Origin of the sequence: Paraburkholderia strydomiana (assembly GCF_046030495.1) — a bacterium.
Lineage (GTDB): Bacteria > Pseudomonadota > Gammaproteobacteria > Burkholderiales > Burkholderiaceae > Paraburkholderia > Paraburkholderia strydomiana_A.
In genome coordinates, this window is record NZ_JAQQCJ010000011.1 from 151,396 (window position 1) to 167,733 (window position 16,338).

A 16,338-nucleotide genomic window follows, 5' to 3' on the forward strand; every position below is an offset into this window, starting at 1 on the left:
TGCGTGCGCTACATCTGCGCCGCACGCGTGAGCCGCACGCGCCCTACACGAGCCCGACCACGAGCGGCCCAAGCAGGGTCAGCGCGACGTTCGCGATCGCATACGTGATCGCGAACGGCACGGTCGGCACCGCGCTTTCCGCCTTGTCGAGCACGCCGCCAAAGGCCGGGTTGGCGCTGCGCGAGCCCGACAGCGCGCCGGCCAGAATCGCCGCGTTGTTGTACTTGAGCACGTAGCGGCCGAACAGCATGGTCAGCAGCAGCGGGAACAAGGTGACGAACACGCCGAGCAGGAAGATCGTCAGGCCGCTCTGCTTGACCGTCACTACCGCCTGCAAGCCGGAGTTCAGGCCCACCACCGCGACGAACGCGGCGAGCCCGAAGTCCTTGAGCAATTGCGATGCGGCCGACGGCATCGCGCCGTACATCGGATGCTTGCCGCGCATCCAGCCGAACAGCAGGCCGGCCAGCAGACAGCCGCCGCCCGAGCCGAGCGTGAGCGGAATGCCGCCGACGTTGAGGACGATCAGCCCAATCAGCAAACCCAGCACGAGGCCGACGCCCATGTAGATGAAGTCGGTCTTGTTGCTGTACGGCAATTCGTAGCCGGCGGCGTCGACTGCGCGCTTGGTGTCTTTGGGCGATCCGTAGAAGGTGATGACGTCGCCGTGCTCGACTTTCGTTTCCGGCAGGATCGGCAGCGGCTGGCCAGCGCGCGTGATGCTCTGGATGTAGACACCGTGGCGCATGTTGCGATCCACGAGTTCGCGCGCGGCAGCGAGCGTCGTGTGGTTCATGCCCTTCCTGGTGAAGACGCCTTCGCGTGTCTGCATGACGACGCCGACGTCGCCGGTGTCGGCGACTTCGTTGCCGTTCGCGCCGAAGGCGACCACCGCCTCGCGGCGGCCCACCACCAGCACCACGTCGTCGTGCTTCAGCATCAGATCGGGCGTCGGTTCGAGCGTCTTGCCGTCGCGCTTGATGCGCTCGATCGTCAGGTAATCCTCATGCAGCGTCTCGACGGCCTTCACCGTCTTGCCCGCGCTGACGTCGATCTTGTACGCCCGTCCCACCAGCTCGGGCAGCGCGGCAAGCTGCCCCGGCCCGCGTGCCGGCGCGCCCGAGGCCAGCTCGCGTTCCGCCTCGATCGAGGCCTCCCGCAGACCTTGCCCCATGAACTTCGGCAGGATGTTCACGCAGACGATGATCGCGCCGAGCGAGCCGAACACGTAGGTCACCGCGTACGCAATCGCCACGTCCGATTGCAGCGACTTGACCTGATCGGCCGGCAGCCCGAGGCGCGCGATCGCATCGCCCGCCGTACCGATAATCGCCGATTGCGTCAGCGCGCCGCCGGCGAGTCCGGCCGCGAGTCCCTTGTTCAGGTGGAACAGCTTCGCGCATACCACCACAGTGACGAGCGCGCTGACGGCGAGGAACACCGCCATCGCGATCTCACGCAGCGTCTTGCGGTTCAGCGAATTGAAGAAGCCAGGCCCGGAGTCGTAGCCGACCGCGTAGATGAACACGGCGAACATCACCGACTTCACGCCATTGTCGATCGTCACGCCCGCCTGGCTGATCACCACCGCCGCCAGCAACGACCCGCCGACGCCGCCGAGCTGGAACTTGCCGAAGTTGATCTGCCCGATGAAGTAGCCGACCGCAAGCGACAGAAACAGCGCAATCTCGGGGGATTTCTGAAAGATATGGTGTAGCCAGTCCATCGTGCCCTCGCTGATTAGTTGGCGATACTGAGTACTGGTTGCTGCCTGCGCATGCGCTGCGCGGTCATGTCGTGCGCCGCTGCTCGCGTGCTTCATGCCACATGCCCGATGCCGCATCGGCCGCGCAAGACCTGGTCCGCCGCGCGCGGCGCATCTGCTCGTCCCCCGGCCTCGCCGGGTTGACCTGCCTATGCCTAGCCGACTTTGCCCGCGAGGCCCACGACCACGGGCCCCATCAGCGGCAACAGGATGTTCGAGAGTGCGTAGGTGATCGTGTAGCCGATCACCGGCGTCGAGTTGCCGGTCACGCCCACCAGTGCGCTGATCGCCGGCGTGCTGCATTGCTGGCCGGCGATCGCGCCGAGCAGCATCGGCGCTTCGAGCTTCAGGAACATGTGGCCGATCCACAGCGACAGCAGACCCGGCACCAGCACCATCAAAACACCGGCGACGGGCAGCGCGAGGCCGTACTCGCGCACCAGCTTGATCGCGTCCGGCCCCGCCGACAAACCCACCGCGGCGATGAAAGTGGCGAGGCCGAAGTCCTTGAGGATTTGCGCGGCCGCCGACGGCAGCGAGCCGATCAGCGGATGGCGCGAACGGATCCAGCCGAACAGCAGGCCGGACAGCAAACAGCCGCCGCCCGTGCCGAGCGCGATCGACACGCCGCCGATCTGTCCGCCAAGACGGCCTATCGCCATGCCGACCAGCACGCCGAGGCCGAGATAGACGAAGTCGGTTTTCTGCGTCGCGGGGAGGACGTAGCCGAGCCGCTTCGCGCCGCGCTCGACATTGGCCTTCGCGCCGACCAGCGTCAGCACGTCGCCGCGATTGAGCTCGGTGCCGGGCAGCGCGGGCACCGTGGTTTCGAGCCGCGTAACGGCTGCGATGTAGACGCCGCGTCCATCCTCCGGCTTCGCCTGGTCACGCACCTGCGCAATCGTGCGGCCATGCAGGTCGCCCCGCGTCAACACGACGTCGAGCTTCTCGGCGAAGACCTGGCCGAAGGCCGCGCCATCCACTTCTTCGCCGAGACCGGCCGCCGCCGCGACCACCGCTTCGCGCCGCCCCGCCACGAGGATGAGATCGTCCGCCGCGAGGCGCAATGACGGTTCGACCGGCACGTTCGCGCCGTTGCGCTGAAGCTGTTCGATGGTGAGGTTGAAGCCGTGCTGCTGTTCGAACTCGCGGATCGTGGCGGCGGCACCCGCGCCCACCCGGAACGCGCGGCCCACGAGCGCCGGCGCCGCCTCCCGCTGCCCCTCGCTGAACGCGCCCTCGCCGCCGAGCTTGCGCCACACGCGCTCCGCTTCGTCACGCAGATTGATGCGCAGCAACAGCGGCGCGAACTGGCTGGTGAACAGCACGATCGTGATCAGGCCGAACAGGTAGCTCACGCTGTAAGCGGTCACGATGTTGGCCTGCAGACGCAGCGTTTCCGCGTCGCCGAGACCGAGCTTGCCGATCGCCTCGGACGCCGTGCCGATCACCGCCGACTCCGTCGCGGCGCCCGCGAGCAAGCCCGCCGCTGTGCCGATGTCGAGCCGCAGCACGCTCACCGCGATCATGATCAGCACGAGCACCGACACGATTTCGACGATCGACAGCAAGCCATAGCGCCAGCCCCGGCCGATGTTGGCGAAAAACTGCGGGCCGCCGGTAAAGCCGAGCGCGAAAATGAATAGCGCGAACGCGATGTTTTTCAGGTCGGGCGCGAGCCGCGCGCCCGTCTGACCCAATATCAATGCGACGATCAAGGTGCCGCATACGCCACCGAGCTGAATCGGTCCCACCCGAAACGAGCCAATAAAATATCCGATTGCAAGGCTTGCGAACAGCGCGATCTCCGGTTGCGTTTTCAGCAATTCACCGATCATGTTGTCTCCCCGATTAACGGGTTTTGTTAGCAGCGCACCGAAGACACTCACCCGGAACTCGAATAAACCCCCGCTGACCGGGGTGGATCAGGCAATCAACGGCCGCCGGCGGGGAGCCGGACGAAACGTGGGTTATGGCAAGGGAATGATGCAGCAGGCATTGCGGCAAGAACGCCGCGGCGCAGCAAAGGGACAAGAAAGTTTTCCGCTAGCTCGACAGTCACGCTTTCCTCGCGAAGTTGCCTAACGCTGTGAAAAAACATTATTTGCTGACGGCCTATTTCTTACAGCATGTTTTGGCATGCTTATGGACTGCCTTTTAATAAATATTGTAGTTCGGCAACCCTGTCAATATTATTTTCATCTCGACGCGTCGAGTTCACGAAATACGATCCTGGTTAAAGGCAAACGAATAGGGTAGCGGGCACTACGCCCGAAGGCGATTATTCGGATGGGTAATTTATACTGGCCTGCAAGCCGCCGTGCCCGGCAGTCCGCCTCGTCAAAGCCGAACCATCTTCTTCGGAGTCCCGACATGCGCATGATCCTGTTCAGCAGCCGCCAGTACGACAGCGACACGTTCACCGAAGCCAATGCGGCCCACGGCTATGAGCTGCATTTCCAGGAGTCTCATCTCGACAGCGAAACGGCGGTCCTCGCACAGGGCTTCGAGGCGGTGTGCCCGTTCGTCAACGACAACGTCGACGCCGCCGTGCTCGAGCGGCTCCATGCGGGCGGCACGCGTCTGATCGCGCTGCGCTCCGCAGGCTTCAATCACGTCGACCTCGCGGCGGCCGAACGGCTCGGCATGACGGTCACGCGGGTGCCGGCCTACTCGCCGCACGCGGTCGCCGAACATGCGGTCGGGCTGATCCTCGCGCTGAACCGGCGTCTGCCGCGCGCCGCGGCGCGCACCCGCGAGGGCGACTTCTCGCTGCATGGGCTGCTCGGTTTCGATCTGCACGGCAAGACCGTGGGCGTGGTCGGCACCGGCATGATCGGCCGGGTGTTCGGACGCATCATGGCAGGCTTCGGCATGCGCGTGCTCGCGCATGATCCCGGCACGCCCGCCGACGACCTGCTCGCGCTCGGCGCGCGCTATGTGCCGCTCGACACGCTGCTCGCCGAATCCGACGTCGTCAGTCTGCACTGCCCGCTCGTGCCCGCCACTTATCATCTGATCGACGGACCCGCGCTCGCGAAGATGAAACGCGGCGCGATGCTGGTCAACACCGGCCGCGGCGGACTCGTCGAGGCCAATGCGCTGGTCGGCGCGTTGAAGGACGGCCAGCTCGGCCATCTCGGGCTCGATGTGTACGAGGAGGAAAGCGGCATCTTCTTCGAGGATCACTCGAATCTGCCGTTGCAGGACGACGTGCTCGCGCGGCTGTTGATGTTCCCGAACGTGATTGTCACCGCCCACCAGGCGTTCTTCACGCGCGAGGCGATGAGCGAGATCGCGCAGACCACGCTTGGGAACGTCGCGGCATGGCAGGCCGGCACGCCGCGCAACGCGGTGCATGCTGCGGGGTAGGCTGGGGGCGGGACGTTTGTATGTGAGGGCCAGGCCGCGCGTCGTGCGTCGTGCGACTTATACCGTGCGTCATGCCCGTACTGCACGGCCAGGGCTGACGCGGTACGTCGTACGCTGACGCCGTGGCGGCTTGCGCCTTACCACGCGTCGTGCACCTCATGCCATCCCCCGCCCCCCACGCATGATCGACACCATCACACACGCCGAACTACACGCCTTTGTCACCGGCCGGCGGGATCGAGCGAATCGCGGTGCGGGCATCGTCCGCCGCGCCGCAGACTTCGCGCAGCAACGCCGCTTCGCGCTCATGCACTTCCACCGGACACCAGCGCGCACCCGCATCGGCCAGATAGCGCGCGCGATGCTGGCCGTTGCGAAACGCCACCACCCCTTCGCGCTCCAGACCCAGCCAGCCGAGCAACCCCGGCGCGCGGCGCATCGAGATCGTCACGTAAGGCATCTGCGGAATGCGCTCGCTCTCGGGGTCGAGAAACTCACGAATGCCGCGCACCTTGCCTGAATGCCATTCGGCGACCGGCTTGAGGACGTAATCCGTGTTGTCGCGATCCGCGCAGACGAGCAGCTTGCGCGTATCGACCAGCACGACCTGATGCCGTGTGCCGTCGGTGACGAAGACGCGCTTCAGGCGCACATGGTCGTACCATGGATGTTCCTGCAACGGCACGATCCAGACCGTTTCGGCACGCCCCGAAGGAAGTCCATCGGGGGGACACGCCGGCGTGGCGGCTGGCGATGAATTGGACAAGGGCAAAGGCAGGCTCGATAAGCTGGCAAACCAGCGCCAGCGCGTGAATAAAGCGCCCACGCTACGAGTCGACTGTGAAAGAAGCATGACAGGCCACGGAATTAATTGCTCTGCATGAGCACGCTGCACAAAACGCCCGACACGCACGGGCGGACCTTGACCCTCAGATAAACGACGATGATAACCACTCAAAATTTTAATGAGTCCGTGCGCATCGAAGCCGACGAGGACAGCGGCGTCGCCACCATCGTTCTGGAGCGGCCCGCGCGGCGCAACGCGGTCGACCGTCCGGTTGCCGAAGCATTGAGCGCTGCGTTCAGCCGCTTCGAAGGGGAGCCGGCCTGGCGGGCGGCGGTGCTGTTCGGCGCGGGCGGCACGTTTTGCGCGGGCGCGGACCTGAGCGCGCTCGCCGACGACACCCGCCGCAACGAACTGCATGCCGACGGCATCGGCCCTGGTCCGATGGGTCCGACGCGAATGAGCTTCAGCAAGCCGGTGATCGCGGCGATTGCCGGTTACGCGGTGGCGGGCGGGCTGGAGCTGGCGGCGCTGTGCGATCTGCGGGTCGTCGAGGACGATGCGGTGCTCGGCGTGTTCTGCCGGCGCGTCGGCATTCCGCTGATCGACGGCGGCACGATCCGCCTGCCGCGTTTGATCGGGTTGTCGCGGGCACTGGATCTGATCCTGACCGGGCGCGCGGTGAGCGCCGAGGAAGCGCTCGCCATGGGACTGGCGAATCGCGTCGTAGCGAAGGGCGCGGCGCGCGCGGCGGCCGAGCGGCTGGCTGCGGAGCTAGCCGCGTTTCCTCAGGCGGCGCTGCTCGCCGACCGCCGCTCGGCACTGGAAAACAGCCCGCTCGACGATCTCGCCGAGGCGCTTCGGCGCGAAGGCGCCGGCGGATATCGGGCGGTGTTCGAGGAAGGGGTCGCCGGGGCGGCGCGGTTCATCAACGGTGCAAAGTGAGGTGCGTTAGGCGCGATGGGTTGAGTTGCGCGATCTGCCTGCTCCGCCTCCCCTTTTCAAAAAAACAACGTCCCCCTCGACGGTCAGCATCGCGGTTTTGACTTAGGTAGAATCCCCTACTGCTTCCCCGTACAGCGCCGGCGTTCTCGTCCCGAAAACGCGCGCCTGCCGCGCGATGCTCCCCGTCGCGCCGATTCACGCTCCGTCACCATGCCTTTGCCCCTGCTTGCCCTTGCCGTTGCCGCGTTTGGAATCGGTACCACCGAATTCGTGATCATGGGGCTGCTGCCCGACGTCGCGCGCGATCTGTCCGTGTCGATTCCGGCCGCCGGCATGCTGGTGTCAGCCTATGCGCTCGGCGTCACGATCGGCGCGCCGATCGTCGCGATCGCGGTCGCCAACATGCCGCGCAAGAAGGCGCTGATGAGTTTGATCGGCGTGTTCATCGTCGGCAATCTGCTGTGCGCGGTTGCGCCGAGCTACGCGGTGCTGATGGCCGCGCGCATCGTCACGGCGTTCTGCCATGGGGCGTTCTTCGGCATCGGCTCGGTGGTGGCCGCGGGGCTCGTCGCGCCGAACCGCCGCGCGCAAGCCATCGCGCTGATGTTCACCGGCCTCACGCTCGCCAACGTGCTCGGCGTGCCGCTCGGCACGGCGCTCGGCCAGGCCGTGGGCTGGCGCGCGACCTTCTGGGCGGTGACGGGCATCGGTCTCGTCGCGGCGGCCGCGCTCGCCGTGTGCCTGCCGGCGAAGATCGAGATGCAGAAGGCGAGTCTCGTCCACGAATTCAGCGTGCTGAAAAACCCGCAGGTGCTGATGGTGCTCGGCATCAGCGTGCTCGCGTCGGCGAGCCTCTTTTCCACCTTCACCTACATCACGCCGATTCTCGAGGACGTGGCCGGCTTCACGCCGCACGCGGTCACGCTGGTGCTGCTGCTGTTCGGGCTCGGGCTGACGGTCGGCAGCACGCTCGGCGGCAAGCTCGCCGACTGGCGGCTGATGCCGTCGCTGGTCGCATTCCTGCTGGCGATCGTCGTGATCCTGACCGTCTTCGCGGGCACGATGCACGCGCAGATCCCGGCGATGATCACGATTTTCGTGTGGGGCATCCTCGCTTTCGCGATCGTGCCGCCGCTGCAGATGCTGATCGTCGATCGCGCGAGCAGTGCGCCGAATCTCGCGTCGACCTTGAACCAGGGCGCCTTCAACCTCGGCAACGCAACGGGTGCCTGGCTCGGCGGGATGGCGATCGGCGCGGGCGCGCCGCTCACGACGCTGCCGTGGGTCGGTGTGGCGACCTCGATCGGCGCGCTGCTGCTGACGCTGTGGTCGGTGTCGATCGACCGGCGCGCGCAGAAGATGGCGGTGGCGGGTTAAGGCCGCGCACATTGCGCACTATCAGCCTTGCGCCTGCGCGAGGCGCCCGTTGCGAGCGTTCCGTCTTGCCCCTTTGCGCAGCGCCCGTTGGCGCGTCCCGCAGGCCCCGCACTCGTGCCAACGCCCGTCAGCCGTAGTAGCATCCCGGCCGATGAAAGTCATCTTCACTCGCGATTTCCTCGCCCTGATCCTCAGCGTCGCCGTCGTCGGACTCGGCAGCGGCGCCACGCTGCCCCTCACCGCCCTCGCGCTGACGCAAGCCGGCTTCGGCACCGATGTCGTCGGCCTGCTGACCGCCGCGCAAGCGGGCGGCGGCCTCGTCGTCGTGCCGGTGGCCGGCTGGATCGCGGCGCGCGTCGGCGGCCGCGAGGTGATCGTCGGCGCGGTGCTGGTGGTTGCGCTCGCCACCGCGCTCATGCAGCTCACGTCGAACCTGTGGCTGTGGGCGCTGTTGCGCGTGCTGTGCGGCGCGGCGCTGATGCTGCTGTTCACGATCGGCGAGGCCTGGGTCAACCAGTTGGCCGACGACGCGTCGCGCGGCCGCGTGATCGCGATCTATGCAACCAACTTCACGCTGTTCCAGATGTCGGGCCCGGTGCTCGTGAGCCAGATCGCGGGCTTCACGCATTCGCGCTTTCTGATCTGCGGCGCGATTTTCCTGCTCGCGCTGCCGATGCTCGCCGCGATCCGCACGACGCCGCGAGCTTCCGACGACGAGCACGCCGCCCACGGCAGCTGGCGCCACGTGCTGCCGCAGATGCCGGCCCTCGTCATCGGTACCGGCTTCTTTGCGCTGTTCGACACGATCGCGCTGTCGCTGCTGCCGCTCTTCGCGATGTCGCACGGCATCGCGAGCGAGGTGGCGGTGCTGTTCGCGTCGGCGCTGCTGCTCGGCGATACGACGATGCAGTTTCCGATCGGCTGGCTCGCTGACCGGCTCGGCCGCGAACGCGTGCATATCGGCTGTGGGGTGGTCGTCGTGGCGCTGCTGCCGTTGCTGCCTTGGGCGATCAGGTCGCCGTGGCTGTGCTGGCCGCTGCTGTACGTGCTCGGCGCGGCCGCGGGCGCGATCTATACGCTTTCGCTGGTTGCCTGCGGCGAGCGCTTTCGCGGCGTCGCGCTGGTGTCGGCGAGTTCGCTGGTGGGCGCGTCGTGGAGCGCGGCCAGTTTCGGCGGCCCGCTGGTCGCCGGCGCCCTGATGAAGGGTGTCGGCAACGACGCGATGGTCGGCGTGCTGCTGTTCGCGGCGCTCGCGTTTCTCGCCGCCGCGTGGTGGGAAAAGCGCCGCGCGCCGCTGCGAGCCGCCGGCTGACGGGCAAGGATTGACGGCCGCGCGCTATCGCGCTGACGGGTGACGACGGCACGCCATCGGCCGACAGGCGACGAGCGGCAGTTGCACGCCCCGGCTCGCGCGCAACGCCTGGCGGCCGCGCGCTCGATGCAATCTTGCGGTCAGCACGCTTGATGCTAGTCTTGAACCACATTGCACGGTCCTCCGCCGAACGGCCCATGCTTCATGGCGCCGCCGTATGCAATGGGGAGTTCGCCATGCAAACCCTGCACACCCCGCGCCGTTTTTACCTGTTGAGCGCACTCATCGTATTGAGCGCCCTGCTGTTCGCCGATTGCGGCGGCGGTGGCGGAAGCGGGGAAACGAGCGGCGCAGCGAGCAGCGGCGGCGCGTCGGGGGCCGGGGCGACGACCGGCGGCAGCGGTTCGGCGAGCGGTACGGGCAGCGGCGGCAGCACCAGTGGTACCGGCGGTACCGGCGCTGGCACTGGCGGCTCCGGCACCTCGTCGGGCGGCGGCATGTCCATGGCCGCGACGCACGACGTGCTGACCTATCACAACGACATCGGCCGCACGGGCCAGAATCTCAGCGAGACTCTCCTTTCCCCCGCCAACGTCAACGCGGCGACGTTCGGCAAGGTCGGCTTTTTCGCCGCCGACGGCAAGGTCGACGCGCAACCCCTCTTTGTCGAATCACTGGCCATCGCGGGCGGCACGCACAACGTGCTGTACGTCGTGACCGAGCACGACAGCGTGTACGCGCTCGACGCCGACAGCGGCGCGCAGCTATGGCGGGTCAGCACGCTCGGCACCAACGAAACGCCGAGCGACGACCTCGGTTGCAGTCAGATCACGAAGGAAATCGGCATCACGTCGACACCGGTCATCGACCGCTCGCGCGGCGCGCACGGCACGATCTACGTGGTCGCGATGTCGAAGGACACGAGCGGCGCCTATCATCATCGCATGCACGCGCTCGATCTCGCGACCGGCGCGGAACTGCTGAACGGCCCAACGGAGGTGAGCGCCAGCTACCCCGGCAGCGGCGCGAACAGTTTCAACGGCAACGTGCTGTTCGCGCCGTCGTCGTATGCCGAGCGCGCGGGTCTGCTGCTTCTCGGCGGCGTGGTCTACACGGCGTGGACCTCACATTGCGACGCGGGCGCCTACACCGGCTGGATCATGGGCTATAGCGCCGACACCCTGCAACAGACTTCCGTGCTCAACCTCACGCCGAACGGATCGGGCGGCGCGATCTGGATGAGCGGCGCCGGCCCGGCGTCGGATGGCGCGTCCATCTACCTGCTCGGCGGCAACGGCACGTTCGACACCACGATGAACGCCAGCGGCTTTCCCGCGCAACACAACTTCGGCAATGCGTATCTGAAGCTCGGCACGGCAGGCGGTCTTGCGGTCGCGGATTACTTCGCGATGTCCAATACCGTTCAGCAGTCCAATGCCGACCAGGACCTCGGCTCCGGCGGAGCGATCGCGCTGCCCGATCTCACCGATGCAAACGGCGTGGTCCAGCACCTCACGCTCGGCACGGGCAAGGACGGCATCATCTATGTGCTGAACCGCGATTCGATGGGCAAATTCAATGCCGCGGGCAACAGCATCTACCAGGAGATTCAGGGGGTGTTGAACGGCGGCGAGTTCGGCATGCCTGCGTACTTCAACGGCCGCATCTATTTCGGCTCCGTCGGCGACAATCTCAAGGCGTTCACGGTGACCCATGCGCGGCTCTCAACGGCGCCGAGCACGCAGACCTCGATGACGTTCGCCTATCCCGGCACCACGCCGAGCATCTCCGCCAATGGCTCAGCGAACGGCATCGTGTGGGCTGCGGAAAACGGCACCACGGCGGCGCTGCATGCGTTCGATCCGGCCAATCTCGCCGTCGAGCTCTATAACAGCAATCAGATGGGCACCCGCGATCAGTTCGGCGCGGGCAACAAGTTCATCACGCCGATGATCGCCAACGGCAAGGTGTATGTCGGGACGACGAACGGCGTCGCGGTATTTGGCTTGCTGAAGGGGTGAGGGGGTCTGGGCGAGGCGGGCGTGACGCGACATGCGCCAGCCTGCCCTCTCCTTGCGCCCCTAAGGCCGCGCCGGAAGAATCTCCCCCACACACGCGCCAAATCCCACGCGATACCCATCACCCTGGCACCAGCCGGCCAGCGTCAACTCGTCCCCGTCCTCGATGAACGTGCGTGTTCCGCCTTCGTTCAACGCCAGCGGCTTCTTGCCGTTCCATGTCAGTTCGAGCAGGCTGCCGTACGAATCGTCGGTCGGGCCGCTGATCGTGCCGGAACCCATCAGGTCGCCCACCCGCGTATTGCAGCCCGAGACCGTGTGATGCGCGAGTTGCTGCGCCATCGTCCAGTACATGTGCCTGAAGTTGGTTCGCGCGATCGTGCTTGCCTGCTTCGCCTGTTGCGGGCGCAGCATCACTTCGAGATGGATGTCGAACGCATGCTCGCCGTCGTGGCGCAGGTACGCGAGCGGTTGCGGCGCCTGCACCGGCTGCGCGACGCGGAACGGTTCGAGCGCGTCGAGCGTGACGATCCACGGCGAGATCGTGGTCGCAAACGTCTTCGCGTTGAACGGGCCGAGCGGCACGTATTCCCATTGCTGGATGTCGCGCGCGCTCCAGTCGTTGAGCAGCACCATGCCGAAAATATGCGCTTCGGCGTCGGCGCACGCGACCGGCTCGCCCAACGCATTGCCCGCGCCGATCACGAAGCCCGTTTCCAGTTCGATATCGAGCTTACGGCACGCGCCGAACACCGGACGCTCCTGATCCGGCAGCTTCAACTGGCCGTTGGGGCGGCGCACTGGCGTGCCGCTCACCACCACCGACGACGCCCGTCCGTTGTACCCGATCGGCATCTCCGACCAGTTCGGCAGCAGCGCATTCTTCGGATCACGAAACATCGAGCCGACATTCGTCGCGTGTTCTTTCGACGAGTAGAAATCGGTGTAGCCCGGAATCCGCACCGGCAGATGCAGTTGCGCGTCGGCCTGGCGTACGAGTGCCTTCGCGCGCAACGCGGTGTCGTCGCGCAACGTCGCGGTGTCGCGTGCCAGCAGCATGCTCAACTGGATGCGCACGCTGCGCCATGCGTCGCGGCCGAGCGCGATGAAGTCGTTCAGCGTGTCGCTGGCGACGGCGCGGGCAAACCCATCGCCTTGCGCAGACCCGTTCAACAACCCCGCCTTCTGCAACGCGGCGAGGTCGACGATCTGGTCGCCGATCGCCACGCCCACGCGGCGCGCGTCGTTGTGCCGGTCGCTAAAGATGCCGAACGGCAGGTTCTGGATCGAAAAATCGTTGACCGGATCGTTGGCCGACTCGACCCAGCTTTTGCGCGACGAATCGAGCGTCGCCTGGAGATCGCTCGATGCGTTCATCGTTGCTCCGGATTGAAGTGTTTCTTGAGACCTTGCCAGCATTCGTAGTAATGCGCCTGCAATTGGGCAGTTTCGAGCGCGAAACGGGTGGGTTTGATCAGCGTGCGCGTTTCGAACATGAAAGCCATCGTGTCGCCGACTTTCTTCGGCGTCGACGTATCGCCGTTCGAGGCTTTTTCGAACGTGTCGGCGTCCGGCCCGTGACCCGACATGCAGTTGTGCAGACTCGCCCCGCCCGGCACAAAGCCCTCGGCCTTTGCGTCGTACACGCCATGCACGAGCCCCATGAACTCGCTCGCGACGTTGCGATGAAACCACGGCGGGCGGAACGTATCTTCTGCGGCGAGCCAGCGCGGCGGGAAGATCACAAAGTCGATCGTATCGACGCCCGGCGTGTCGCTTTGCGATTGCAGCACCAGAAAGATCGATGGGTCCGGGTGATCGAAGCTGATCGAGCCAATCGTGTTGAAGCGCCGCAGGTCGTATTTGTACGGCGCGTAGTTGCCGTGCCACGCGACCACGTCGAGCGGCGAATGGCCGATGTCCGCGCGCCACAACTGGCCGTTCAGCTTCGCGACGAGTTCGAAGTCGCCTTCGCGGTCTTCGTAAGCGGCATGCGGCGTGAGGAAGTCGCGCGGATTGGCGAGACCGTTCGAGCCGATCGGGCCGAGGTCCGGCAAGCGCAGCAGCGCGCCGAAGTTCTCGCAGATATAGCCGCGCGCCGCGCCGTCCGGCAGGTTCACCGCGAAGCGCACGCCACGCGGGATCACCGCGATCTCGAAGGGCGCGAGTTCGATGCGGCCCATTTCGGTCGCGATCTCGAGGCCGCCTTCCTGCGGCACGATCAGCAATTCGCCGTCGGCGTTATAGAAGAAGCGCTCGTGCATCGAGCGGTTCGCCGCGTACAGATGAATCGCGCAGCCATTCATCGCTTCTGCGGCGCCATTGCCGGCCATCGTCACCCAGCCGTCGATGAAATCGGTCGGCTCGGCCGGCATCGGCAACGGGTCCCAGCGCAACTGGTTCGGCGGCGTCGGCGGCACGTCGGCGAAATTGGCGACGAGCCGCTCCGACGGTAGCGGCGTGAACGGCTTGTGCATGGCCGCCGGACGAATCCGGTACAGCCACGATCGGCGGTTATGACCGCGCGGCGCGGTGAACGCGGTGCCGGACAACTGTTCGGCATACAGGCCATAGGCCGCGCGCTGCGGCGAGTTGCGGCCTTCCGGCAGGGCGCCGGGCAACGCCTCGGTCGCGAATTCGTTCGCGAAACCCGATTGATAGCCCGGCTCGATGTCGAGCCGCGAACTGGCGGCAGGCGGACTACGAAGCGGCGTACGTGTGGGGGTGTCCATACCAGGGTTCTCCGTTGATGCTCGAATCGTTTCGTGTCGCCTCGACTGCGGCTCGGATAAGCGGCCGGCGAAATCAGCACTCAGCCTGCAATTTACGAATAGTAAAACGAATTATGAATGGTGAAATTAACGTATACCCTGAAGTACCACGGCGGCAGGCGTTACCGTTCGTACGTACGCATGAGCGGCGGATAACGTTATGAGCATTTTGTTCATGTGCGCGGATTGCGGACTGCTACCATCAACGCATGCGGCAATCGAGTCGCGTTGCCGAGCGCCGTGTGCGCATTCACCATCGCCATTCATTCGCCTTCATGATTCCGCCGACCATCACCGATCTCGTTACCCGCGCCGCCGCTCACCCTTTTCTCGGCGAACATCTGGTGATGGGGCAAGGCGAGCATAGCGACATCGCGCTCGCACGGTTCGAGGACATCCAGCTCGCGAGCGCCTACGAGCCGATCTTCGATATCAGCGTGCATGCGTTGGCGCAGTCGCTGTCGTCGGGGGCCGAGGGAGTGGACCGTTTCGGCGACGAACTCGGCTTCCAGGCCGTCACCCATCAACTCGGCGCGGCGCCGTTCGACGTGTTCGATCCGTTCGACCGCGTCGGCAACGATCAGGAACTGGTCGCGCTCGACCGGATGTCACGCGCGCTGCACGCGATCAATTTCTTCGGCGCGCAGCGGCATGGGCTGCTGTTTCTGCGCGTGCACGAGCGTTTGCTCAAGAGCGTGAAGTACGATCACGGACGGCATTTCTCGACCGTGCTGATGTCGTTCGGATTGAACCCGTCGCGGGTGGTGATCGAATTGCCGGCGGCGGCGGTCGCGCATAAGACTTTTCTCGGCTATTTGACGAGGAGCTACCAGCACTACGGCTTCAAGGTGGCGGGCAACCTGTCCAACGCGGGGCAGATTCTGTCGGTATCGGAAACGGCGCGGCTCGACTTCATCAAGATGGATGCCGGCACCGCGTTGCGCGACGCGACGGTGAAGCCGCTCGTCGGCTATGCGGGCAGGCTGCGGATTCCACTGATTTTCAATCGCGTGATGGATGAAGCGCAGTTCCTCGCATTGCAGCAGTACGACGTTCGCTTCGTGCAAGGGCCGTTATTCACGGCGCACTATCACGACCGGGCGGCCTGATAGCGCGAGAGCGTGAGGTGGGCAATGTCCGCGATGCACGATGCGTGCGTCCCGCTTCTGCTTGCCACAGCCGGCTTGACGGCTTCAGCCCGGTTCGCCCAGACGTCGCGCGAGCGCCTTCAAACGCGGCGCGACATTTTCGCGAAACACCTCCTCGCCCATCGACGACGCCGGCCCGCTGCAACTGAGCACCAGCCAGCGCCCGTCGCGCGGTTCGCGAAACGGCACCGCGACCGCGTTCACATCGTCGTGCCACGCACGAAACGAATAGCAGCAGCGCTCCGTGGCGAATGCCTCGATTTCCTTTTCGGCATCGGCCACCAGCGTCGCGCCGACCTTCCCCGCGTTCTTGCGGAGTTCGGCCAATAACGCCGCGCGCGTGTCGGCCGGCTGGACCGCCAGGTACGCGCGACCCATCGAACTCGTCAGCATCGACAGTTTCGAGCCGGATGCGAGGCCGAGCGTCAGCGCGGTTTCGCTGCGGATCGTGTCGAGATAGATCATGTCGAGCCCGTCGCGGCACCCGAGCGACACCGCCGCGCCCACTTCGCGCGCAAACGCGCGCATATGCGGGCGAGCGAGTTCGAGCGTGTCGGTGCCCGATAGCAGCGCGAAACCGAGCGACAGCACGCCGGCATCGAGCGCATATTTGCCGTGGGATTCATCGAGCCGCAGATAGCCGAGCACCGTCAGCGTGTAGGCGAGACGGTTGACGGTCGCCTTCGGCAAGCCCGTGCGCGCGACGAAATCGCGGTTGCCGAGCATCGTTTCGCCAGGCTTGAACGCACGCAGCAGATCCAGCCCGCGTGCCAGGGCGACGACGAATTTGCGCTCGTCGATGGGTTCGGAGAAAGTGGATGTGTGCGTCATCGGGTGGTACACTCG

Annotated in this window: 12 protein-coding genes; 6 read left to right on the forward strand and 6 right to left on the reverse strand. The window is 65.8% G+C overall.

The window, feature by feature from the left end:
- Positions 1 to 43 precede the first annotated feature (43 nt).
- A complete protein-coding gene (gene aspT, locus PQQ53_RS16745) occupies positions 44 to 1,726 on the reverse strand; it encodes an aspartate-alanine antiporter (RefSeq protein WP_408144271.1) in 1,683 nt (560 codons plus the stop codon).
- A gap of 194 nt (positions 1,727 to 1,920) precedes the next feature.
- Positions 1,921 to 3,603: an aspartate-alanine antiporter gene (aspT, locus tag PQQ53_RS16750; protein WP_408324969.1), complete on the reverse strand. Its 1,683-nt coding sequence runs from the start codon at positions 3,601 to 3,603 to the stop codon at positions 1,921 to 1,923.
- Positions 3,604 to 4,138: 535 nt separating this feature from the next.
- Here aspT (PQQ53_RS16750) and PQQ53_RS16755 point away from each other — a divergent pair.
- A complete protein-coding gene (locus tag PQQ53_RS16755; protein ID WP_408144266.1) occupies positions 4,139 to 5,137 on the forward strand; it encodes a 2-hydroxyacid dehydrogenase in 999 nt (332 codons plus the stop codon).
- A 208-nt stretch (positions 5,138 to 5,345) separates the two neighbouring features.
- Here PQQ53_RS16755 and PQQ53_RS16760 read toward each other — a convergent pair whose 3' ends face one another.
- Positions 5,346 to 5,990 carry a plasmid fertility inhibition factor family protein gene (locus PQQ53_RS16760; RefSeq protein ID WP_408144264.1) on the reverse strand — a complete coding sequence of 215 codons (645 nt, stop codon included), beginning with the start codon at positions 5,988 to 5,990 and terminating at the stop codon, positions 5,346 to 5,348.
- Positions 5,991 to 6,080: 90 nt separating this feature from the next.
- Between PQQ53_RS16760 and PQQ53_RS16765 the strand changes: the two genes are divergently transcribed.
- The 4 genes from PQQ53_RS16765 (at position 6,081) to PQQ53_RS16780 (ending at position 11,576) form a co-directional block, all read left to right on the forward strand.
- On the forward strand, positions 6,081 to 6,866 hold the full coding sequence (locus PQQ53_RS16765; RefSeq protein WP_408324971.1) for a crotonase/enoyl-CoA hydratase family protein: 786 nt from the start codon (positions 6,081 to 6,083) through the stop codon (positions 6,864 to 6,866).
- A 210-nt stretch (positions 6,867 to 7,076) separates the two neighbouring features.
- Positions 7,077 to 8,243, forward strand: a complete 1,167-nt coding sequence (locus tag PQQ53_RS16770; RefSeq protein ID WP_408144260.1) for an MFS transporter — start codon at positions 7,077 to 7,079, stop codon at positions 8,241 to 8,243.
- A 151-nt stretch (positions 8,244 to 8,394) separates the two neighbouring features.
- The gene (locus PQQ53_RS16775; RefSeq protein ID WP_408154773.1) at positions 8,395 to 9,555 is read left to right on the forward strand and encodes an MFS transporter; all 1,161 of its coding nucleotides are present in this window, start codon (positions 8,395 to 8,397) and stop codon (positions 9,553 to 9,555) included.
- Positions 9,556 to 9,791: 236 nt separating this feature from the next.
- Positions 9,792 to 11,576 (forward strand): pyrrolo-quinoline quinone, encoded by a 1,785-nt coding sequence (locus PQQ53_RS16780; protein ID WP_408324973.1) that lies wholly within the window; start codon positions 9,792 to 9,794, stop codon positions 11,574 to 11,576.
- A 60-nt stretch (positions 11,577 to 11,636) separates the two neighbouring features.
- On the opposite strand, the gene fahA is transcribed toward PQQ53_RS16780, so the two are convergent.
- Positions 11,637 to 12,950, reverse strand: coding sequence for a fumarylacetoacetase (fahA, locus tag PQQ53_RS16785; RefSeq protein WP_408324975.1), 1,314 nt, complete (start codon positions 12,948 to 12,950; stop codon positions 11,637 to 11,639).
- Positions 12,947 to 14,305, reverse strand: coding sequence for a homogentisate 1,2-dioxygenase (gene hmgA / locus PQQ53_RS16790; protein WP_408324977.1), 1,359 nt, complete (start codon positions 14,303 to 14,305; stop codon positions 12,947 to 12,949). Before hmgA ends, fahA begins: the two co-directional genes overlap by 4 nt.
- Positions 14,306 to 14,619: 314 nt before the next feature.
- On the opposite strand from hmgA, the gene PQQ53_RS16795 reads away from it, so the two are divergent.
- Complete coding sequence (locus PQQ53_RS16795) at positions 14,620 to 15,453, forward strand: diguanylate phosphodiesterase (RefSeq protein WP_408144483.1); 834 nt, start codon at positions 14,620 to 14,622, stop codon at positions 15,451 to 15,453.
- Positions 15,454 to 15,537: 84 nt separating this feature from the next.
- Here PQQ53_RS16795 and PQQ53_RS16800 read toward each other — a convergent pair whose 3' ends face one another.
- A complete protein-coding gene (locus tag PQQ53_RS16800) occupies positions 15,538 to 16,323 on the reverse strand; it encodes an IclR family transcriptional regulator (protein ID WP_408144251.1) in 786 nt (261 codons plus the stop codon).
- Positions 16,324 to 16,338: the final 15 nt, after the last annotated feature.

Bases quoted from the DNA above. Each gene is read 5' to 3' on its own strand.
- PQQ53_RS16800 (WP_408144251.1), bottom strand. From the start codon at position 16,323: ATGACGCACACATCCACTTTCTCCGAACCCATCGACGAGCGCAAATTC.
- PQQ53_RS16765 (WP_408324971.1), top strand. From the start codon at position 6,081: ATGATAACCACTCAAAATTTTAATGAGTCCGTGCGCATCGAAGCCGAC.
- PQQ53_RS16775 (WP_408154773.1), top strand. From the start codon at position 8,395: ATGAAAGTCATCTTCACTCGCGATTTCCTCGCCCTGATCCTCAGCGTC.
- PQQ53_RS16780 (WP_408324973.1), top strand. From the start codon at position 9,792: ATGCAAACCCTGCACACCCCGCGCCGTTTTTACCTGTTGAGCGCACTC.
- aspT (WP_408144271.1), bottom strand. From the start codon at position 1,726: ATGGACTGGCTACACCATATCTTTCAGAAATCCCCCGAGATTGCGCTG.
- PQQ53_RS16795 (WP_408144483.1), top strand. From the start codon at position 14,620: ATGATTCCGCCGACCATCACCGATCTCGTTACCCGCGCCGCCGCTCAC.
- fahA (WP_408324975.1), bottom strand. From the start codon at position 12,950: ATGAACGCATCGAGCGATCTCCAGGCGACGCTCGATTCGTCGCGCAAA.
- hmgA (WP_408324977.1), bottom strand. From the start codon at position 14,305: ATGGACACCCCCACACGTACGCCGCTTCGTAGTCCGCCTGCCGCCAGT.
- PQQ53_RS16755 (WP_408144266.1), top strand. From the start codon at position 4,139: ATGCGCATGATCCTGTTCAGCAGCCGCCAGTACGACAGCGACACGTTC.
- aspT (WP_408324969.1), bottom strand. From the start codon at position 3,603: ATGATCGGTGAATTGCTGAAAACGCAACCGGAGATCGCGCTGTTCGCA.
- PQQ53_RS16760 (WP_408144264.1), bottom strand. From the start codon at position 5,990: ATGCTTCTTTCACAGTCGACTCGTAGCGTGGGCGCTTTATTCACGCGC.
- PQQ53_RS16770 (WP_408144260.1), top strand. From the start codon at position 7,077: ATGCCTTTGCCCCTGCTTGCCCTTGCCGTTGCCGCGTTTGGAATCGGT.